This is a genomic window from Erwinia mallotivora, from assembly GCF_000590885.1.
Lineage (GTDB): Bacteria > Pseudomonadota > Gammaproteobacteria > Enterobacterales > Enterobacteriaceae > Erwinia > Erwinia mallotivora.
In genome coordinates this window covers 1-20,580 of sequence record NZ_JFHN01000027.1, presented here as the reverse complement: position 1 = coordinate 20,580, position 20,580 = coordinate 1, and the positions used below count along the sequence as shown (strand labels likewise).

Genomic DNA, 20,580 nt, shown 5'->3' with positions numbered 1-20,580 from the left:
TCGTTATGTCATTCCGTTTCGTCATGATTTGTAGAGTACTGACGAAAATTTTACAGTCTTTTTGTAGCATAGCTTTGCATCAGTGTCTTCTGTTCTCTTTATTCAGCATAGTGGGAAGTTTGTCGGATTGCCGTTTTTATGGCTTAAGCGTAATCTGGAGTTAATTGAATGAATTAGGAGCATTGACATGCAGGCACGAGTCAAGTGGGTGGAAGGGCTGACCTTTTTAGGCGAATCCTCTTCAGGGCATCAGATACTGATGGATGGCAACTCCGGAGATAAAGCGCCCAGCCCGATGGAGATGGTACTGATGGCGGCAGGTGGATGCAGCGCTATTGACGTGGTGTCAATTTTGCAAAAAGGCCGCCATGACGTAAAAGATTGCGAAGTGAAGCTCACGTCAGAGCGACGGGAAGAGGCTCCCCGGTTGTTTACCCATATTAATCTGCACTTTATCGTTACCGGTGATGAGCTAAGTGATAAAGCTGTCTCACGGGCAGTCGATCTTTCGGCTGAAAAATACTGCTCCGTGGCTCTGATGCTGGGTAAGGGTGTCACCATTACCCACAGTTACGAGGTGGTTGCGCGCTAAGCGCAATGTCGCCCTGTCAATGCAGGGCGCTACTCTATTTTTTTGCCTTCCATCAATCGTTTGACTAACGGCCCCATGATCAGCTCCATTGCCAGCCCCATTTTACCGCCAGGCACCACCAGGGTATTGATGCGGGAAATAAACGAGCCCTGAAGCATGGTCAGCAGATAAGGGAAATCGATATCTTCCAGCGCCTGAAAATGAATAACCACAAAGCTTTCGTCCAGCGACGGAATGGAGCGGGCAGCAAACGGATTTGAGGTATCAACGGTTGGCACCCGCTGAAAGTTGAGGTGAGTGCGGGAGAATTGTGGGGTGATGAAATTAATGTAATCTTCCATTGAGCGCACGACAGAATCCATCACCGCTTCGCGGGAATGACCACGTTCACTGGTATCGCGTACCAGTTTCTGTATCCATTCAAGGTTAACAATCGGCACCACACCAACCAGCAGATCAACGTGTTGTGCGACATCATTTTGTGGTGTCACCACGCCGCCGTGCAGCCCTTCATAAAACAGCACATCGGTAGGTTCCGGCAACGGCTGCCAGGGCGTGAAGGTGCCGGGAACCTGATTCCAGGGCACGGCTTCATCGTAGGTATGCAGATATTTGCGTGACTGGCCGTTTCCGCTTTCGCCATATTGTCTGAAGGTCTGTTCCAGTAGCGCAAAGTCATTGGCTTCAGGCCCAAAATAACTGATATGACGACCCAGGTCCCGTGCCTTACGAATAGCCATATCCATTTCTGGTCGGGTATACCGGTGAAAGCTGTCTCCTTCCACTTCAGCAGCATGCAGGTTCAACTGCTGAAATATCTTGCGGAAGGCGCGACTGGTGGTGGTAGTTCCGGCTCCGCTGGAGCCGGTCACGGCGATCACCGGATGTTTAGCAGACATAAACGGGTTCCTTGTGCATATGGACCCGCCATTGTTAACACGTTTTGTTGCCCTGTGTCATCTTCCCTTCCATCCACACCGGGTGAGTGATATTTGAAAAAAAGCGCAGACTGAACAGGGACCTGACTGCCTGATATCCTGATGACACAGGCCCGCCATTTACCGTAAGGGTATGTCGTTATCAGAACGGAAAGGTTAAGTCTGACCGAGTTGATTACGACGCATGATATTCACTGTTTCATGCAGCTCTGACCACACCAGTACGGCTTCCCCATGACTGAGCTGTCGACGAACGTCCTCGACTTTCTGCGCCAGAGAACGTTCATGTTCACCGTAATCGGTCCCTTCACGCAGCACAAAGGATTCAATCAGGTTATTAAGCGTTTCTGTTTCCAGTTCTTGCCAGGGAATAATCATGTTAATTGTCCAGCCAGGTTGAAAGCCATTGCGGAATGCGTTGTTCCAGCCACATTTGCGGTTTGAGCGGGGTTCCGCTGACAAATCCCACATGACCACCATAACGGGTCAATTGATACTCGACGCAGGCTGGCAGCCTGTCTGGATCAGGGATGACCTCTTCACTCATAAAAGGATCGTCTTGCGCATGAATAATCAGTAAAGGTTTACACACAGCAGGCAGCAATGGCATGGCGCTACAGCGGCGATAGTAATCGCCTGCATCCCTGAAGCCGTGTGCTCTGGCGGTGATGGCATCGTCAAAACTTCGCAGCGTCTTCAATGCTTTCAGTTGTGACATATCCACAGGGAGTGTGCCAGGCCAGGCAATCAGTTTACGTTCGGCATTTTTTTTGAGCAAATTCAGCAAATAGCGTTGATAGACGCGGGAAAATCCATGCTCCAGCCGCAGACTGCATGGCTCCAGCATCAGCGGAGCAGAAACCACCACGCCGGCATCCAGCAGACAGGCGTTCCCCTGTTCTCCCATCAGAAAGCTAAGCATATTGCCGCCCAGTGAAAAGCCTACGGCGGCGGTAGGCACCGTCCCCCATTGCTCCCGAAGCCATTGCAGAAAAAAGGAGGCATCGCTGGTCTCGCCTGAATGGTAAATCCGGTGCAGCCGGTTCGGCTCGCCGCTACAACCGCGAAAATGCATCACTACCCCCAGCCATCCACGTTGCTGACAGGCATGCAGCAGGCCATGCGCATAGGGACTGCTGACACTGCCTTCAAGGCCATGGAACAGCACTACCCGGGGCTTATGCCTGGCTTGTGCCGGATTTTCACTCCACGCGAGGTCAACAAAATCGCTGTCGGGAAGCGTCAGGCGTTGCCAGTGCGGTTGCAGATACATACGACGGCGTATTAACCGGGGCAGCATGGTTTGCAGGTGTGGGTTACTGAACCCTGTTATGGGCTGAAAATCAGAGGGCTGTGGATTAAAATTGATCTTCAAAATGCTTGTCTGATCCCTGTCACGTTGTTAGCTTCATCAGGTTCGATTCTGGTCTGCGGTGAGGAGCACCCGATTCATATGGAACTGAGTTTATTTTTATCGATGCTGGGCTTTCTCTGGGTGGCCGCCATAACCCCAGGCCCCAATAATATGTTACTTACCGCCTCTGGTGCCAATTTTGGCTTCCTGCGTTCGCTGTGGTTGCTGGCAGGGATTATGACCGGTATGCAGGTCATGCTGCTTATTGCAGCCTCCGGCATCGGTGGATTGATCCTGCTTTATCCTGCCCTTCATCTGTTTCTGAAAATTGCCGGAAGTCTCTATCTTCTCTGGCTGGCGTGGAAAATTGCCAGCGCGAAATATGAAAAACTGCAAACCGGTGAGCCTCCAAAGCGCCCCGTGCCCTTCTGGCAGGGCGGGTTGCTCCAGCTCATTAATCCCAAAGCCTGGCTGATGGCGTTGGGAGCGGTAGCCAGCTTCAGCCTGTCGGGCGATGCCTGGCGGAATTCGGTAGTGGCGATCAGTTTTGCGATGATGCTGGTTAACCTGCTGTCCGGTGTAATCTGGCTGAGTTTCGGAACGCTGATTGGACGAATTCTTGCCAGCCGTCGCGCCTGGAAAATTTTTAATCTCTCCATGGGCATTCTGACTGCCGTCTGCGTGCTACTGATCTGGCATTAACCATTGTCTGCGGGATATAAACCACCGTCTGGCGGTGGTTTTCTGTTTTTCAGCTAAAGTCAGGTACTTTTCTTCTAAGCAGATAAAAATATAAAAGATAATTTTTAATTACTTTATTGCCAAAATAGTTCCCGGTTACAAAGAGGAGATTAATCCTCAGATAAAGACAACCGGAGCTGTGTTATGGCGGGTAAATTCAGCCATTCTTCCATCGCTGTAATGCTTTTACTTCTTGCTTCCTCCTTCAGTAGCAAAGCGGTGGATGTCACCATTGCTTATCAGACGTCAGCGGAGCCAGCAAAGGTCGCCCAGGCTGATAATACCTTTGCTAAAGAGAGTGGTGCGAAAGTGGACTGGCGCAAGTTCGACAGCGGTTCTGGCGTGGTCAGGGCGCTGGCATCTGGCGATGTGCAAATCGGTAATATCGGTTCCAGCCCGCTGGCCGTTGCTGCAAGTCAGCAGGTGCCGATTGAGGTGTTTCTGCTGGCTTCGCAACTTGGCACTTCCGAGGCGCTGGTGGTGAAAAAAGGCATCAACACGCCTCAGGATCTGATCGGTAAACGTATCGCTGTACCTTTTATCTCCACCACGCATTACAGCCTGCTTGCTGCGCTGAAGCACTGGGGAATCGCCCCCGATCGGCTGCAAATTATCAATCTGCAACCACCGGCGATTGTGGCTGCCTGGCAGAGAGGGGATATCGACGGTGCTTATGTCTGGGCTCCGGCAGTCAGTGAGCTGGAAAAACAGGGCCATGTCCTGACCGACTCTGCTCAGGTGGCACAATGGGGCTCACCGACGCTCGATGTCTGGGTGGTACGTAAAGATTTTGCCAGGCAACACCCGGAAGTGGTGACTGCTTTTGCACGCAGTGCGCTGGCGGCGCAGAAAAGCTATCTCGATAACCCGCAGCAGTGGCTCGAAAACAGTGACAACCTTAGCAAGCTGTCACGCCTCAGCGGGGTGCCGGAATCGCAGGTTGCTGAGCTGGTAAAAGGTAATCGTTACCTGACCGCCGCGCAGCAGGTAGAGCAACTGTCTCAGCCGGTCAGTAAGGCGATTGTAGATACCGCGCGGTTTCTGCAACAGCAGGGAAAAGTGCCACAGGTTGCCACCGATTACAGCAGCTATGTCACTGACCGGTTTATTAAACCCCTCGCTCGTTAGTCGGAGGCATTGTGCTTGTTGTCTCACATCTCAGCGCCCGTTATGAGGGCCATCTTGCGCTTGATGGCATTAACCTGAGGATTGCAGCCGGAGAACTGGTTGTGGTGCTGGGCCCGTCAGGCTGTGGGAAAACCACGTTATTGAATCTGATCGCCGGTTTTCTTCCGGTGCAGTCCGGCAGTATTACGCTGGATGGCAAAACCGTTACCGGGCCCGGCGCAGACCGCGGCGTGGTGTTTCAGCACGAAGGCCTGCTGCCGTGGCGTAACGTCGTGGACAATGTGGCGTTGGGTCTGCAACTGGCCGGTGTGGCGAAAGAACCGCGCAGGGAGGCGGCCCGTCAGATGCTGAAGAAAGTCGGACTTGCCGGTGCGGAAAAAAAATTTATCTGGCAGCTTTCAGGCGGAATGCGTCAGCGGGTCGGCATTGCCAGAGCGCTGCTGACCCGGCCACCGCTGTTGCTGCTGGATGAGCCATTTGGCGCACTGGACGCTTTTACCCGGGAACAGATGCAGGAGCTGCTGTTAAGCCTGTGGTATGAGGAAAACAGGCCGGTTTTACTGATCACCCACGATATTGAAGAAGCGGTATTCCTCGCCAGTGAATTAATCCTTTTGTCGCCGGGACCGGGGCGCATTACTGAACGGATCACACTGGATTTTGGTCGCCGCTATGCCGCTGGGGAGTCCTGTCGGGTTATTAAGTCCGACCCTGCGTTTATTGCCCAACGCGAATATGTATTAAGCCGGGTCTTCCGACAGCGTGAGGTCTTCTTATGAGCCTGCTATCAGCCGAAAAAAACCTTACCTCGCGTCAGCGGTGGCGCTGGCCATTGCGTCGCCAGCTGACATTCAGTATCGCCACCCTGCTGGTATTGCTGGCGGCATGGTGGGCGGTTACGACGCTTCATCTGATTGCTCCGCTGTTTCTGCCGCCGCCACAACAGGTGTTTCATCAACTGGTGGTCATTGCCGGTCCGCAGGGATTTATGAATGCCACATTATGGCAGCACCTGTCCGCCAGCCTCGGGCGGATCCTCATCGCGCTGTTGGCGGCAATCATTCTCGGGGTACCGGTGGGTATTATGATGGGACTGAATGCCACGGTGCGCGGTATTCTTGACCCGCTGATTGAGCTGTACCGTCCGGTGCCGCCGCTGGCGTATTTACCTTTAATGGTTATCTGGTTTGGTATTGGTGAAACCTCCAAAATCCTGCTGATTTATCTGGCGATTTTCGCACCGGTTGCCCTGTCGACCCTGGCGGGTGTGAAAAGCGCCAGGCTGGTGCGTATCAGGGCCGCGCAGTCACTGGGTGCCGATCGCTGGCAGCTATTGTGGTTGGTGATCCTGCCCGGTGCGCTGCCGGAAATTCTTACCGGTATCCGTATTGGCCTTGGCGTTGGCTGGTCAACGCTGGTGGCGGCTGAACTGATTGCTGCTACCCGTGGGCTGGGCTTTATGGTGCAGTCGGCCGGAGAGTTTCTGGCAACAGATGTGGTACTGGCTGGCATCGCGGTGATTGCCCTGATTGCCTTCACACTGGAACTGATGTTGCGCACGTTGCAACGTCGCTTAACCCCCTGGCACGGAGAATAGTGATGAACGAACGTCTGACTATCACCCCACTTGGCCCGAATATTGGGGCGCAGGTTGCTGATATTAATCTGAGTCGGCCGATGAGCGACGCCCAGTTTGAACAGCTATATCATGCGTTGATCCGTCATCAGGTGCTGTTCGTCCGGGATCAGCCGATCACCCCGCAGCAGCAGCGGGCGCTGGCCGCGCGTTTTGGTGACCTGCATATCCATCCGGTATACCCTCACGCCCCTGATGTGGAAGAGATTATTGTACTGGATACGCACAACGATAATCCCCCCGACAGTGATAACTGGCATACCGATGTCACCTTTATCGCCACGCCTCCGGCCGGTGCCATCCTCGCTGCGAAGCAGTTGCCGAAAAACGGTGGTGATACGCTGTGGGCCAGTGGCGTCGCAGCTTACGATGCGTTGTCTGAACCGTTTAAGGTGTTACTGAGCGGATTAAAAGCGGAGCACGACTTCACCAAATCATTCCAGGAATTCAAATACCGTGACAGTGAAGAAGAACACGCCCGCTGGAAAGTGGCGGTAGAGAAGAATCCACCGGTGTTGCATCCGGTGGTGAGGACTCATCCGGTAAGCGGCAGGCTGGCACTGTTTGTGAACGAAGGATTTACCACCCGCATCGCTGGCCTGAAGCAGAAAGAGAGTGAGGCATTGCTGGCCTTTCTGTTTGCCCATATTACTAAGCCAGAATTCCAGGTGCGCTGGCGCTGGCAGGAAAACGATCTGGCTATCTGGGACAACCGGGTTACGCAGCACTACGCTAACGCCGATTATTTGCCAGCGCGGCGCATTATGCACCGCGCGACGATACTCGGTGATAAGCCGTTTTAACTGGCCTGGAGCATCGCTTCCAGCTGCTCCTGCGCATCCAGCCAGGCCATTTCACACTCTTCCAGCGCGGATTTTGTCTCAGCCTGCTGCTTCAGTGCGGCAGTGAGATCGGCCTTGCGCTTTTGGTCGTAGATCTCCGCATCCGCCAGTTTTTCTTCGGCGGCGGTCAGCTGGCTGTTCAGTTTCTCCATCTGCTTTTCGAGCTTCTCAATCTGTTTACGCAGAGGTTGCGTTTGTGTGCGCAATTCTGCTTCACGACGTTTTTGATCTTTTCTCGCCTGAGCACTGTTGGCGTTATCTGTTTTGACATCTGTGCTGCTGACCTGCTGTTTTTGTAGTTCGCTCAGCCAGCGCTGGTAATCTTCCAGGTCGCCATCAAAGGCCTCGACCTTGCCATCGTGGACCAGATAAAGATCGTCAGTGGTGGAGCGCAGCAGGTGGCGATCGTGCGAAACCACCACCAGTGCGCCTTCAAAGTCGATCAGCGCCTCGGTTAATGCCTGACGCATATCCAGATCGAGGTGGTTGGTGGGTTCATCCAGCAGCAGCAGGTTGGGGCGCTGCCAGACAATCAATGCCAGCACCAGCCGCGCTTTTTCACCGCCGGAAAAACGTTCGGTATTTTCAGTCACCTTATCGCCCTGAAAACCAAAGCCGCCGAGATAATCCCGTAGCTGCTGTTCCAGCACCTGAGGCGCAAGGCGGGCAAGATGTTGTAAGGGTGATTCATCGGCGCGCAAAAATTCCAGCTGATGCTGAGCGAAGTAACCCAGCCTGATGCCTTTCGCCAGGCCAATATCGCCTTTTAGCGGGGTCAGTTCACCGGCCAGCAGTTTAATCAGCGTCGATTTACCCGCGCCATTACGGCCCAGCAAACCAATCCGTGAGCCTGGCACCAGATTCAGTTTGATGGGATTCAGGATGATGCGCTCACCATAGCCTGCGCTTACTTTTTCCATGTTCAGCAATGGATTGGGCAGGCTTTCCGGGGCACGAAAGCTGAAGGTAAAAGGATTATCAACATGTGCAGGCGCGATCAGCTCCATACGTTCCAGCATTTTAATCCGGCTTTGCGCCTGTTTGGCTTTGCTGGCTTTCGCCTTAAAGCGGTCAATAAAGCTTTGCAGGTGCGCCACTTTGGTCTGCTGGTTTTCATACATCGACTGCTGTTGCGCCAGTTTGGTCGCCCGCTGCACCTCAAAGGCGCTGTAATTGCCGGTGTATTCGAACATTGACTGCTGCTCAATATGCAGAATTTTATCCACTACCGGGTCGAGAAAATCGCGGTCATGGGAAATAAGAATCAATGTGCCCTGATAGCTTTTCAACCAACGTTCCAGCCAGATCACCGCGTCAAGATCAAGGTGGTTGGTGGGTTCATCAAGCAGCAACAGATCTGAGCGGCATATCAGCGCCTGTGCCAGGTTAAGACGCATTCGCCAGCCGCCGGAAAAGTCACTGACCGGGCGTGTCAGCTGCTCCTGCGAAAAGCCCAGACCATGAAGCAAACTGGCTGCGCGGGATTGCATCGTCCATGCCTGGATAGCGTCCAGCTTGCCATGCAGTGTGGCGATGGCATGACCATCATCGATGTCGTTAGCATGAGCGAGGTCGGATTCCAGCTGACGAAATTCACGATCGCCATCGATAACGTATTCAATGGCGGGCATGGCCAGCGCGGGCGTCTCCTGGTTAACCCAGGCCAGCGACCAGTTGCCTGGATAATGAGCACTACCGCCGTCGGCGCTTATCTCGTGCTTGAGCAACGACAGCAGGGTCGATTTGCCACAGCCATTTTTCCCAACCAGTCCAACTTTCTGGCCGGGATTGATCGTGGCGGTGGCGTTGTCCAGCAGCACGCGGACGCCGCGTCGTATTTGTAACGAGGAGAAGATAATCATAAGCGCCGTAATAGTCAGAATATATCCGTCATACTTCAGGTTGCAGATGCGCTGACTGCGTTCAGTCTCCCGAATCCCTTAGCTGAACCAGCTCTCCGGGTTCCCTTCGCCTGTCGCCTCGCTGCAATACGAATTATTCAGGGTATATGTTAAATTAAATCATCGTAATTGCTTTGCGGAATGCACTATTCCGCTGCGTCGGGCATGGTAGCGGAATTTCCCCGTTATGACGACGATTTGGAGAGGAATCATGTCGCAGCAGCCCAATGTTTTGTTGCTCTATGCACATCCTGAATCACAGGACTCAATCGCTAACCGGGTATTGCTGCAACCGGCAAAGGATCTGCCAAATGTGACCGTACATGATCTGTATGCACACTACCCGGACTTTTTTATTGACATCCATCGCGAGCAGCAGTTGCTTCGTGAGCATCAGGTGATTGTTTTTCAGCATCCGCTCTATACCTACAGTTGCCCTGCATTGCTGAAAGAGTGGCTGGATCGCGTGTTGTCACGTGGGTTTGCCAGCGGTCCTGATGGCAACGTGCTGGAGGGGAAATACTGGCGGAGTGTCATCACCACCGGTGAGCCTGAAGCGGCCTATCATCAGGATGGGCTTAATCGCTACCCGATGTCGGAAATCATGCGTCCTTTTGAACTGACCGCTCAGCTATGCCGTATGCACTGGCTGACGCCGATGATCATCTATCTTGCACGGCGGCAGCCGCCAGAAGTGATGAAAAATTTTGCGCGTGCCTATGGTGACTGGCTGGCATCGCCGCAACTGCCCGGAGGGCTCTGAATGGAAGGGCAAACGCTGCTGACGGCAGGCGTGGTGTATCTTTTTGCGGCAGTGATCGCGGTGCCACTGGCGGCAAGGCTGGGGATTGGTGCCGTGTTGGGCTATCTGCTGGCCGGTATTGCTATCGGGCCGTGGGGACTTGGCTTTATCAGCGATGTCGATGAGATCCTGCATTTCTCGGAACTGGGTGTGGTGTTCCTGATGTTTATCATTGGGCTGGAGCTGAACCCGGCAAAGCTGTGGCAGCTGCGACGCTCCATCTTTGGCGTCGGTGCCGCGCAGGTTCTGCTCAGCGCGGCGATCCTCGGCGGACTGTTATGGCTGACGAATTTTTCGTGGCAGGCGGCAGTGATCGGTGGTATCGGACTGGCGATGTCGTCCACCGCGATGGCGCTACAGCTGATGCGCGATAAGGGGATGAACCGCAACGAATCGGGCCAGTTGGGGTTTTCGGTACTGTTGTTCCAGGACCTCGCGGTGATCCCTGCTCTGGCTCTGGTTCCGCTGTTGGCCGGAGGTGACAGTGGTCATACTGACTGGATGACCATCGGCATGAAGGTACTGGCCTTTGCCGGTATGTTGGTTGGTGGCCGCTATCTGTTGCGACCTATTTTCCGTTTTATCGCGGCATCCGGCGTGCGTGAAGTCTTTACCGCTGCTGCTTTGCTGCTGGTATTGGGCTCCGCATTGTTTATGGATGCGTTGGGGCTTTCGATGGCACTGGGCACCTTTATCGCCGGGATCCTGCTGGCAGAGAGTGAGTATCGCCACGAACTGGAGATAGCCATTGACCCGTTTAAAGGATTGCTGCTCGGCCTGTTCTTTATTTCAGTGGGGATGGCGCTGAACCTTGGCGTGCTCTACACCCATATCATCGAAATTCTGGTCGGTGTTGTGGCGCTGGTGGCGATTAAGGGGACGGTCCTCTATTCGCTCTCTCGTCTGTTTGGTCTGCGTAGTTCTGAGCGCCTGCAATTTTCCGGCGTGCTGAGTCAGGGAGGCGAGTTCGCTTTTGTGCTGTTTTCGGCAGCATCATCGGCAAAGCTGTTTCATGGCGATCAGATGCCGCTGTTGCTGGTGACGGTGACGCTATCGATGATGACTACGCCATTGCTGATGCAGGGCATTGATCGGATTCTGGCAAGGCGCTTTAACGACAGCGATGAGCCTGATGAGAAGCCTTTCGTTGAGGATGATAAACCTGAAGTGATCGTGGTCGGGTTTGGGCGTTTTGGTCAGGTGGTGGCGCGTTTGCTGATGGCGAACGAGAAGCGGATTACGGTACTGGAGCGGGATATCAGTGCGGTCAGTCTGATGCGTAAATATGGTTATAAAGTTTATTACGGCGATGCAACCGAACTGGAACTGTTGCGTGCTGCCGGTGCGGAAACCGCGCAGTCGATAGTTATTACCTGTAATGGTCCGGAGGATGCGATGGAAATTGTTCATCTGTGCCAGCATCATTTTCCGCATCTTCAGATTCTTGCCCGGGCCAGAGGTCGTGTGGAAGCTCATGAGCTGATCCAGGCTGGGGTGGCGCAGTTCTCGCGTGAGACCTTCTCCAGTGCGCTGGAACTGGGGCGTAAGACGCTGATGACGTTAGGTATGCATCCACACCAGGCTTTCCGCGCCCAGCAGCATTTTCGCCGTCTGGATATGCGTATGCTGCGTGAGCTGATGCCTAACCATGCTGACAGCCAGCAAATTTCACGGGTGAAAGAGGCGCGTCGCGAACTGGAAGACATTTTTCAGGCAGAGATGCGCCATGAAAAACGCCAGTTTGGCGGCTGGGATGAGTTTGAATAGGAATCAAAATGCGTAAAAGATTTATCGCCGGTGCGACCTGCCCGAAATGTCAGGCAAAAGATACTCTGGCACTGTGGAAAGAAAATAATATCGATGTGGTTGAATGTGTTAAGTGCGGCCACCAGATGCGTGAAGCGGATAAACATGTCCGTGATGAGGTGCGGGCAAATGAACAGGTCATAGGAATTTTCCATCCTGAGTAGCGTTATCGCGCAGCTTTTTTTAAGCTTTACCGTACAGCAGCGTTGAAATTTATTACAATCGACGCAATTTAAAGCTCTTAAGGTCAGCATTTGGCTGGCCTGCAAGAGCTCAGGCTCTCAACGGTTTAGGAGTAATCATGAAAGTAGCAAAAGACCTGGTGGTCAGCCTGGCATACCAGGTACGTACAGAAGATGGTGTGTTGGTTGATGAGTCTCCGGTGAGCGCACCGCTGGACTATCTGCACGGTCATGGTTCCCTGATTGCCGGCCTTGAAAAAGCACTGGAAAATCATGAGGCGGGTGACAAGTTCGAAGTGAATATCACCGCCGATGACGCTTATGGCCAGTATGATGACAATCTGGTTCAGCGCGTACCCAAAGACGTTTTTATGGGCGTTGATGAGTTGCAGGTGGGAATGCGCTTCCTGGCGGAAACCGATCAGGGGCCGGTGCCGGTTGAAATCACCGAAGTGGAAGATGACCATGTCGTGGTTGATGGTAATCACACCCTGGCTGGGCAGAATCTGAATTTCAACGTCGAAGTGGTGGCTATTCGCGAAGCTACGGCGGAAGAACTGGCTCACGGTCATGTCCATGGCGAACACGACCATCACCACGATCATGACCACGACCATGAGCATGGTAAGGGTGGATGTGGCACCGGTGGCTGTGGTTGCAGCCACTAAATTTTCTGCGGATTTCAATGAGGCTACCCTTGCGGTGGCCTTATTTTTGCCTGTTTGTCCGGGCGGGTAGAGGGGCCGCGAGCTGAAGAAAAGTCCGACCGATTAGCGGTGAATTCCCCATTCTTTTAATCAAATCAGTAGTGCGGAGGGGGCGTCTCTTCTGACTGTGAAGCAATCATGGAAGGGGCAACCGATTTCAGCTTATCGGTAAGCAGCCGCATCTGCTCACGCAGGCGGGACATCTCCAGTTCATGGTGAATTACCGTCTGATTCAGCTCTTCAATGGTGTGCTCCTGAAACGCCAGTCGGCTTTCCAGCATTTCCAGGCGTTGTTCAAACAGGTGCTGCATAGTTTTTCCTCAGGTGACTGCTGGTGACTGCCACGGGTTCTGACAATGGCAGAATCTTGCTGATTCTAACGGGAAAGCAGGGCAGGAAACAGAAATGTTCAGGTTAATTTCTGGCGGCACTTGAAAAAAGAGTCAGGCGTCTGCATTTCTGTGGTGAAACTTTCGGGTGGACATACGGTCGTAAGTTACTTAGCTTTCATTGCGAAATTGTGCAGTTTTCTTGTGCAGATTTGTAGTTATAGTACAGACCCCGATCTGTCAATGATTTCCGAGGTGTGAGGCTTCGGTTTTGGAGAAATGGATGAAATCAATATTTAAAGTCACACTGTTAGCCACCACCCTTGCCGCTGCGCTGAATGCCCCGCAGGTTTTGGCTGCTGAAACTGCCGCCGCCCCTGCCGCCGCCCCTGCCGCCGCACCAACAGAGCAGGCACCTCAGCCAGCGGCAGCACCCAAAAATGCTGCGTTTAAAACTGAGGATCAACAATCCGCTTATGCGCTGGGCGCTTCGCTCGGTCGCTACATGGAAAACTCTCTGAAAGAACAGGAAAAACTGGGTATCACGCTGGATAAACAGCAGCTGATCTCCGGTGTTCAGGATGCTTTTGCTGGTAAGAGTAAACTCTCTGACCAGGAAATTGAGCAGACCCTTCAGGCGTTTGAAGGCCGTGTGAAGAGTGCTGCACAGGCCAAGATGGAAAAAGATGCCAAAGAAAACACTGAGAAAGGTGACGCTTTTGCCACTAAATTCGCCAAAGAAAAGGGCGTGAAGAAAACGGAATCTGGCTTGCTCTATCAGGTAGAGAAAGAAGGTACTGGCAAGGCCCCAACGGATAGCGACACGGTTGTCGTTAACTACAAAGGCACGCTGATCGATGGTACTGAGTTTGATAACTCTTACACGCGTGGTGAACCACTCTCTTTCCGTCTTGACGGTGTTATTCCCGGTTGGACCGAAGGTCTGAAGCACGTGAAAAAAGGTGGCAAGATTAAGCTGGTCATCCCACCGCAGTTGGCTTACGGCAAGAATGGCGTTCCGGGTATTCCGGCGAACTCCACGCTGGTCTTTGATGTCGAGCTGCTGGACATTAAGCCTGCGGCAAAAGCCGATGCTAACGCTGAAAAACCGGCTGAAGCGCCTGCAGCGACCCAGGCTAAATAAGCCTTTTCACCGCCACTTCTTAGTGGCGGTGTCATTTCCATTCTTCTTCCAGCCTTTACTGCTCACTCTAATTCCTTACAAAGGTCAGGACATGCCTTTGCGATATTTGCTAGACTACCCTCCGCGTATTTTCATCTGAACACGTCTCTCCTGACACAGTGCGTCAGGTTCTTTTCAAGGGTGGTGTCTTAATGTCTGGTTCACTATTTACCGGTGATATGACCGATCTGGAATTACTGGATCAGCGTCCCTTCGAGCAAACTGACTTAGATATCCTGCAATCTTATGAAGCGGTGGTCGATGGCCTCGCTATGCTGATTGGCACCCATTGTGAAATCGTTCTTCATTCCCTGGAAGATTTGAAACGCTCCGCCGTGCGTATTGCTAATGGCGAACATACCGGGCGTAAAATCGGTTCGCCAATTACGGATATGGCTCTGCGGATGTTGCACGAAATGAGAGGGGCGGACAGCAATGTCTCGAAAGCTTATTTTACCCGTGCCAAAAGCGGCGTGTTGATGAAATCAGTTACCATTGCAATTCGTAATGGTAAACAGCGGGTTATTGGGCTGTTGTGCATTAATATGAACCTGGATGTACCGTTCTCGCAGATTATGGCAACCTTTATGCCGCCGGAAACTCAGGAAGTCCCTTCGATGGTGAACTTCGCTTCGTCGGTTGAAGATCTGGTGATGCAGACCCTTGAGTTCACCATTGAGGAAGTCAGCGGCGATCGTAATGTCTCCAATAACGCCAAAAATCGCCAGATTGTGTTTAATCTGCATGAGAAGGGCATTTTCGATATTAAGTATGCCATCAATCAGGTAGCTGACCGGCTTAATATTTCCAAGCACACGGTTTATCTCTACATTCGTCAGTTCAAGAATGGGGATATTCAGGGGCATGATCGTTGATGCATTTTACGTTGCTGGTAACCGGCCCCGCCTGTGGCACCCAGCAGGCGAGCAGCGCATTTTTGTTTGCTCAGGCCTTACTGGCTGAAGGTCATCATCTGGACAGCGTGTTTTTTTACCGTGAAGGGGTGCTCAATGCCAGCTCGCTGGTTTCCCCCGCCAGCGATGAATTTAATCTGACGCAAGGCTGGCAACAGCTGCATAAGGAGCACGGTGTGGCGCTTAATGTTTGTGTTGCGGCGGCATTGCGGCGGGGAGTGACCGACCAGCAGGAAGCGAAAAATCTCGGCCTGCCTGCGGATAATCTAGGGCATGGCTTTCAGCTGACCGGGCTGGGCGCGCTGGCTGAAGCAGTATTAAGCTGTGACCGTCTGGTGCAATTCTGATGAATCGTGTCGCAATTATTTTTACCCAGGCTCCTCATGGCAGTAGTGCCGGTAGGGAAGGGCTGGATGCGGCTCTGGCCATTTCTGCTCTCAGTGAAAAAATCGCGCTTTTCTTTGTCAGTGATGGCGTATTACAACTTGTTCCCGAGCAGCAGCCTGAACGGATACTGGCGCGCCATTATGCGGCGACGTTTGGCGTTTTGCCTTTGTATGATATTGATGATCTCTATGTCTGCGCGGCTTCACTGTCAGAACGTGGTCTGCCAGCTGAAGGCAAAAGAGTACTACCGGTAAATGTCCTTTCTCCGGCAGCGTTACGTGCAGAGCTTGATCGCTGTGACCGGATTATTACCTTCTGAGGGATTCATGCTGCATCTCATTTTACATTCTCCTTTTAAGTGCGATTTCGATGCGCTGATGCGAATGCTGGCCACAGGGGACGATGTGTTACTGATACAGGATGGGGTGGTAGCGGCGATGGAAGGCTCTCAGGCGTTGGGGCGTCTGATCGGTGCGCCAGTTTCTCTGTATGTGCTGCGTGAGGATGTTCTGGCACGTGGCCTTTCTGCTCAAATTTCAGCCAGTATAGCGCAGGTAGGCTATACTGATTTCGTTGCGCTGACGGTAAAACATCCACAACAGGTAACCTGGTAACAGGACGATATCCTGGTTATTTCTTGACACCTTTTCTGCTCAGCCCTAAAATTCCGCGTCCTCGTTATACCACGAGGCGATTTATCACGTGTTTACGAAGCAAAAGCAAATCCCAGGAGCTATTTAATGGCAACAGTTAACCAGCTGGTTCGCAAACCACGCGCACGCAAAGTTGCAAAGAGCAACGTGCCAGCGCTGGAAGCCTGCCCGCAGAAACGTGGTGTATGTACTCGCGTATATACTACTACCCCTAAAAAACCGAACTCAGCGCTGCGTAAAGTTTGCCGTGTTCGTTTAACCAATGGTTTTGAAGTCACCTCCTATATCGGCGGTGAAGGTCATAACCTTCAGGAGCACTCCGTGATCCTGATCCGTGGCGGTCGTGTTAAAGACCTGCCAGGTGTGCGTTACCACACCGTCCGTGGCGCGCTGGACTGCTCAGGTGTTAAAGACCGTAAGCAGTCACGCTCCAAGTACGGCGTGAAGAAGCCAAAGGCTTAATGGTTCTCCGTTAAGTAAGGCCAAACGTTTTATCTTAAATGTCATAATAAACTCGTAGAGTTTTGGACAATCCTGAATTAACAACGGAGTATTTCCATGCCACGTCGTCGCGTAATTGGTCAGCGTAAAATCCTGCCAGATCCTAAGTTTGGATCAGAGCTGCTGGCTAAATTTGTAAATATCCTGATGGTAGATGGTAAAAAATCTACTGCTGAATCCATCGTTTATACCGCACTTGAGACCCTGGCTCAGCGTGCTGGTAAAAGTGAACTGGAAGCATTTGAAGTAGCTCTGGACAACGTCCGCCCAACCGTGGAAGTTAAATCCCGTCGCGTTGGTGGTTCTACTTATCAGGTACCAGTTGAAGTCCGTCCGGTTCGTCGCAATGCTCTGGCAATGCGCTGGATCGTTGAAGCTGCTCGTAAACGCGGTGATAAATCTATGGCTCTGCGCCTGGCGAACGAACTTTCTGATGCGGCCGAGAACAAAGGTACCGCAGTGAAGAAACGTGAAGACGTTCACCGTATGGCCGAAGCCAACAAGGCGTTCGCTCACTACCGCTGGTAACAGCTTTGTAGTTGTTATTAACCCGGCGGGCGTTCAGTTAACCCCGCCGGGATTTAACTTTGAACGTCCGAGAATCAGAGGAATCAAATGGCTCGTACAACACCCATTGCACGCTATCGTAATATCGGTATCAGTGCTCACATCGACGCCGGTAAGACGACGACGACTGAACGTATTCTGTTCTACACCGGTGTAAACCACAAAATCGGTGAAGTTCATGACGGCGCAGCCACCATGGACTGGATGGCGCAGGAGCAGGAGCGTGGTATTACTATCACCTCCGCAGCGACTACGGCTTTCTGGTCTGGTATGGCTAAGCAGTTCGAGCCGCACCGCGTAAACATCATCGACACCCCCGGACACGTTGACTTCACCATCGAAGTTGAGCGTTCTATGCGTGTCCTCGACGGCGCAGTAATGGTTTACTGTGCGGTTGGCGGTGTTCAGCCACAGTCTGAGACTGTATGGCGTCAGGCAAACAAATACAAAGTTCCACGTATCGCGTTCGTTAACAAAATGGACCGTATGGGTGCGAACTTCCTGAAAGTGGTTGGCCAGATTAAATCCCGTCTGGGCGCTAACCCTGTTCCATTGCAGTTGGCAATTGGTGCAGAAGAAAAATTCACCGGCGTCGTTGACCTGGTGAAAATGAAAGCAATCAACTGGAACGACGCCGATCAGGGCGTAACCTTCGAATACGAAGATATTCCAGCTGATATGCAGGCGCTGGCTGAAGAATGGCACCAGAACCTGATTGAATCTGCAGCTGAAGCGTCTGAAGAGCTGATGGAGAAATATCTGGGCGGTGAAGAACTGACTGAAGAAGAGATCAAAACGGCTCTGCGTCAGCGTGTTCTGAACAACGAAATCATTCTGGTTACCTGTGGTTCTGCGTTTAAGAACAAAGGTGTTCAGGCAATGCTGGATGCTGTAGTTGAATACCTGCCGGCCCCAACCGATGTTCCTGCGATCAATGGTATCCTGGACGATGGTAAAGATACTCCGGCTGAGCGTCATGCAACTGATGATGAGCCGTTCTCTGCACTGGCGTTTAAAATCGCAACCGACCCGTTTGTGGGTAACCTGACGTTCTTCCGCGTTTATTCCGGTGTGGTTAACTCTGGTGATACCGTACTGAACTCGGTGAAAGCGGCTCGTGAGCGTTTTGGTCGTATCGTACAGATGCATGCGAACAAACGTGAAGAGATCAAAGAAGTTCGTGCAGGGGATATCGCTGCTGCTATCGGTCTGAAAGACGTGACCACTGGTGACACTTTGTGTGATCCGGATAACGTCATCATTCTGGAGCGTATGGAATTCCCAGAGCCAGTTATCTCTATCGCCGTTGAGCCGAAAACCAAAGCTGACCAGGAAAAAATGGGTCTGGCTCTGGGTCGTCTGGCTAAAGAGGACCCGTCTTTCCGCGTATGGACTGATGAAGAATCTAACCAGACCATCATCGCTGGTATGGGTGAATTGCACCTTGATATCATCGTTGACCGTATGAAGCGTGAGTTCAACGTTGAAGCTAACGTGGGTAAACCACAGGTAGCTTATCGTGAAGCGATTCGTGCGAAAGTAACTGATATTGAAGGTAAACACGCCAAGCAGTCTGGTGGTCGTGGTCAGTATGGTCATGTCATTATTGATATGTACCCGCTGGAGCCAGGTTCGAATCCGAAAGGGTACGAATTTGTCAACGATATCAAAGGTGGTGTGATTCCTGGTGAATACATCCCTGCGGTTGATAAAGGTATCCAGGAGCAGCTGAAATCAGGTCCTTTGGCTGGTTATCCAGTTGTGGATCTGGGCGTTCGTCTGCACTTTGGTTCTTACCATGACGTTGACTCCTCTGAGCTGGCGTTTAAACTGGCAGCATCTATCGCCTTTAAAGATGGTTTTAAGAAAGCAAAACCTGTGCTGCTTGAGCCAATCATGAAGGTTGAAGTTGAAACACCTGAAGAGAACACCGGTGACGTTATCGGTGACCTGAGCCGTCGTCGTGGTACGCTGCGCGGTCAGGAATCGAACGTGACAGGTAATGTGATTCACGCCGAAGTTCCGCTGTCCGAGATGTTTGGATATGCAACTCAGCTGCGTTCTATCACTAAAGGTCGTGCATCTTACTCCATGGAATTCCTGAAGTACGATGATGCGCCAAACAACGTTGCTCAGGCTGTTATTGAAGCCCGTGGTAAATAATCGGGTTTAATCAATTGATCCCGTGCTCTCCTTTCCACAGGGAGAGCACAGAAAGTAAGGAATATCGTCGTGGCAAAAGAAAAATTTGAACGTTCCAAACCGCACGTCAACGTTGGTACTATCGGCCACGTTGACCACGGTAAAACTACCCTGACCGCAGCTATCACTACCGTTCTGGCTAAAACCTACGGTGGTTCTGCTCGTGCATTCGACCAGATCGATAACGCACCAGAAGAAAAAGCACGTGGTATCACCATCAACACCTCTCACGTTGAGTATGACACCCCAACCCGTCACTACGCTCACGTTGACTGCCCGGGCCACGCCGACTATGTGAAAAACATGATCACCGGTGCTGCGCAGATGGACGGTGCGATTCTGGTTGTTGCTGCGACTGACGGCCCAATGCCGCAGACCCGTGAGCACATCCTGCTGGGTCGTCAGGTAGGCGTACCTTACATCATCGTGTTCCTGAACAAATGTGACATGGTTGATGACGAAGAGCTGCTGGAACTGGTTGAGATGGAAGTGCGTGATCTGCTGTCTCAGTACGAATTCCCGGGCGATGACACCCCAATCGTTCACGGTTCCGCGCTGAAAGCGCTGGAAGGTGACGCTGAGTGGGAAGCCAAAATCATCGAGCTGGCGGGCCACCTGGATAACTACATCCCGGAACCAGAGCGTGCTATTGACAAGCCGTTCCTGCTGCCAATCGAAGACGTGTTCTCCATCTCCGGCCGTGGTACCGTTGTGACCGGTCGTGTTGAGCGCGGCATCGTTAAAGTGGGTGAAGAAGTTGAAATCGTTGGTATCAAAGATACTGTGAAATCAACCTGTACCGGCGTTGAAATGTTCCGCAAGCTGCTGGACGAAGGTCGTGCTGGTGAGAACTGTGGTATCCTGCTGCGTGGTATCAAGCGTGAAGATATCCAGCGTGGTCAGGTACTGGCTAAGCCAGACACCATCGAGCCACACACCAAATTCGAGTCAGAAGTTTATATTCTGTCCAAAGATGAAGGCGGCCGTCATACTCCGTTCTTCAAAGGCTACCGTCCACAGTTCTACTTCCGTACTACTGACGTGACCGGTACCATTGAACTGCCAGAAGGCGTTGAAATGGTAATGCCAGGTGATAACATCAAAATGGTTGTTACGCTGATCCACCCAATCGCAATGGACGACGGTCTGCGTTTCGCAATCCGCGAAGGCGGACGTACTGTTGGTGCGGGCGTTGTTGCTAAAGTTATCGCTTAA

The 20,580-nt window shown here is 52.3% G+C and carries 24 protein-coding genes; 19 read left to right on the top strand and 5 right to left on the bottom strand.

The genetic code is table 11. The features are described 5' to 3' along the window. Positions 1-187: 187 nt before the first annotated feature. Positions 188-592 carry an OsmC family protein gene (locus BG55_RS04695; protein WP_034934861.1) on the top strand — a complete coding sequence of 135 codons (405 nt, stop codon included), beginning with the start codon at positions 188-190 and terminating at the stop codon, positions 590-592. A gap of 29 nt (positions 593-621) precedes the next feature. On the opposite strand, the gene BG55_RS04690 is transcribed toward BG55_RS04695, so the two are convergent. The 3 genes from BG55_RS04690 to BG55_RS04680 form a co-directional block, all read right to left on the bottom strand. Next, positions 622-1,491: a phosphoribulokinase gene (locus BG55_RS04690; protein WP_034934857.1), complete on the bottom strand. Its 870-nt coding sequence runs from the start codon at positions 1,489-1,491 to the stop codon at positions 622-624. Between the two features lie 195 nt (positions 1,492-1,686). Then, complete coding sequence (locus tag BG55_RS04685) at positions 1,687-1,908, bottom strand: YheU family protein (protein ID WP_034934855.1); 222 nt, start codon at positions 1,906-1,908, stop codon at positions 1,687-1,689. A gap of 1 nt (position 1,909) precedes the next feature. Continuing rightward, positions 1,910-2,905 carry a hydrolase gene (locus BG55_RS04680; RefSeq protein ID WP_276551471.1) on the bottom strand — a complete coding sequence of 332 codons (996 nt, stop codon included), beginning with the start codon at positions 2,903-2,905 and terminating at the stop codon, positions 1,910-1,912. A 78-nt stretch (positions 2,906-2,983) separates the two neighbouring features. Between BG55_RS04680 and BG55_RS04675 the strand changes: the two genes are divergently transcribed. The 5 genes from BG55_RS04675 (at position 2,984) to tauD (ending at position 7,192) form a co-directional block, all read left to right on the top strand. Then, positions 2,984-3,586 carry a LysE family translocator gene (locus BG55_RS04675; protein ID WP_034934851.1) on the top strand — a complete coding sequence of 201 codons (603 nt, stop codon included), beginning with the start codon at positions 2,984-2,986 and terminating at the stop codon, positions 3,584-3,586. A gap of 183 nt (positions 3,587-3,769) precedes the next feature. Next, complete coding sequence (gene tauA, locus BG55_RS04670) at positions 3,770-4,753, top strand: taurine ABC transporter substrate-binding protein (protein ID WP_034934849.1); 984 nt, start codon at positions 3,770-3,772, stop codon at positions 4,751-4,753. An 11-nt stretch (positions 4,754-4,764) separates the two neighbouring features. Continuing rightward, positions 4,765-5,532 carry a taurine ABC transporter ATP-binding subunit gene (gene tauB, locus BG55_RS04665; RefSeq protein WP_034934848.1) on the top strand — a complete coding sequence of 256 codons (768 nt, stop codon included), beginning with the start codon at positions 4,765-4,767 and terminating at the stop codon, positions 5,530-5,532. Further along, positions 5,529-6,350, top strand: coding sequence for a taurine ABC transporter permease TauC (gene tauC, locus BG55_RS04660; RefSeq protein WP_034934845.1), 822 nt, complete (start codon positions 5,529-5,531; stop codon positions 6,348-6,350). Before tauB ends, tauC begins: the two co-directional genes overlap by 4 nt. Before the next feature lie 2 nt (positions 6,351-6,352). Then, positions 6,353-7,192 (top strand): taurine dioxygenase, encoded by an 840-nt coding sequence (tauD, locus tag BG55_RS04655; protein ID WP_034934843.1) that lies wholly within the window; start codon positions 6,353-6,355, stop codon positions 7,190-7,192. Here the strand turns inward: tauD and BG55_RS04650 are convergent. Further along, positions 7,189-9,093: an ABC transporter ATP-binding protein gene (locus tag BG55_RS04650; RefSeq protein ID WP_034934841.1), complete on the bottom strand. Its 1,905-nt coding sequence runs from the start codon at positions 9,091-9,093 to the stop codon at positions 7,189-7,191. The two genes, tauD and BG55_RS04650, sit on opposite strands and share 4 nt — an antisense overlap. Positions 9,094-9,343: 250 nt before the next feature. On the opposite strand from BG55_RS04650, the gene kefG reads away from it, so the two are divergent. The 4 genes from kefG to slyD all read left to right on the top strand — a co-directional run bounded on the left by kefG (position 9,344) and on the right by slyD (position 12,590). Then, positions 9,344-9,895, top strand: coding sequence for a glutathione-regulated potassium-efflux system ancillary protein KefG (kefG, locus tag BG55_RS04645; RefSeq protein ID WP_034934839.1), 552 nt, complete (start codon positions 9,344-9,346; stop codon positions 9,893-9,895). Next, the gene (kefB, locus tag BG55_RS04640) at positions 9,896-11,701 is read left to right on the top strand and encodes a glutathione-regulated potassium-efflux system protein KefB (protein WP_034934836.1); all 1,806 of its coding nucleotides are present in this window, start codon (positions 9,896-9,898) and stop codon (positions 11,699-11,701) included. 2 nt (positions 11,702-11,703) lie between these two features. Next, positions 11,704-11,904: a YheV family putative zinc ribbon protein gene (locus BG55_RS04635; RefSeq protein WP_152542629.1), complete on the top strand. Its 201-nt coding sequence runs from the start codon at positions 11,704-11,706 to the stop codon at positions 11,902-11,904. A 137-nt stretch (positions 11,905-12,041) separates the two neighbouring features. Further along, positions 12,042-12,590, top strand: coding sequence for a peptidylprolyl isomerase (slyD, locus tag BG55_RS04630; RefSeq protein WP_034934831.1), 549 nt, complete (start codon positions 12,042-12,044; stop codon positions 12,588-12,590). A 134-nt stretch (positions 12,591-12,724) separates the two neighbouring features. Here slyD and BG55_RS04625 read toward each other — a convergent pair whose 3' ends face one another. After that, entirely contained in the window at positions 12,725-12,940 is a 216-nt protein-coding gene (locus tag BG55_RS04625) for a SlyX family protein (protein WP_034934830.1), read from the bottom strand. 301 nt (positions 12,941-13,241) lie between these two features. Here BG55_RS04625 and fkpA point away from each other — a divergent pair, with 301 nt between their 5' ends. The 9 genes from fkpA (at position 13,242) to tuf (ending at position 20,580) form a co-directional block, all read left to right on the top strand. Beyond that, the gene (fkpA, locus tag BG55_RS04620; RefSeq protein WP_034934827.1) at positions 13,242-14,102 is read left to right on the top strand and encodes an FKBP-type peptidyl-prolyl cis-trans isomerase; all 861 of its coding nucleotides are present in this window, start codon (positions 13,242-13,244) and stop codon (positions 14,100-14,102) included. Positions 14,103-14,293: 191 nt separating this feature from the next. After that, complete coding sequence (locus tag BG55_RS04615) at positions 14,294-15,016, top strand: helix-turn-helix transcriptional regulator (protein WP_034934825.1); 723 nt, start codon at positions 14,294-14,296, stop codon at positions 15,014-15,016. Then, the gene (tusD, locus tag BG55_RS04610; RefSeq protein WP_034934823.1) at positions 15,016-15,402 is read left to right on the top strand and encodes a sulfurtransferase complex subunit TusD; all 387 of its coding nucleotides are present in this window, start codon (positions 15,016-15,018) and stop codon (positions 15,400-15,402) included. The genes BG55_RS04615 and tusD overlap by 1 nt, the downstream gene beginning before the upstream one ends. After that, complete coding sequence (gene tusC / locus BG55_RS04605) at positions 15,396-15,761, top strand: sulfurtransferase complex subunit TusC (protein ID WP_200871592.1); 366 nt, start codon at positions 15,396-15,398, stop codon at positions 15,759-15,761. The genes tusD and tusC overlap by 7 nt, the downstream gene beginning before the upstream one ends. 7 nt (positions 15,762-15,768) lie before the next feature. After that, complete coding sequence (gene tusB / locus BG55_RS04600; protein ID WP_034934821.1) at positions 15,769-16,056, top strand: sulfurtransferase complex subunit TusB; 288 nt, start codon at positions 15,769-15,771, stop codon at positions 16,054-16,056. Between the two features lie 126 nt (positions 16,057-16,182). Beyond that, positions 16,183-16,557, top strand: coding sequence for a 30S ribosomal protein S12 (gene rpsL / locus BG55_RS04595; protein WP_013204141.1), 375 nt, complete (start codon positions 16,183-16,185; stop codon positions 16,555-16,557). 96 nt (positions 16,558-16,653) lie between these two features. After that, positions 16,654-17,124 carry a 30S ribosomal protein S7 gene (gene rpsG / locus BG55_RS04590; RefSeq protein ID WP_034934820.1) on the top strand — a complete coding sequence of 157 codons (471 nt, stop codon included), beginning with the start codon at positions 16,654-16,656 and terminating at the stop codon, positions 17,122-17,124. Positions 17,125-17,211: 87 nt separating this feature from the next. Next, a complete protein-coding gene (gene fusA / locus BG55_RS04585) occupies positions 17,212-19,326 on the top strand; it encodes an elongation factor G (protein WP_034934819.1) in 2,115 nt (704 codons plus the stop codon). Between the two features lie 69 nt (positions 19,327-19,395). Continuing rightward, the gene (gene tuf, locus BG55_RS04580) at positions 19,396-20,580 is read left to right on the top strand and encodes an elongation factor Tu (protein ID WP_034934818.1); all 1,185 of its coding nucleotides are present in this window, start codon (positions 19,396-19,398) and stop codon (positions 20,578-20,580) included.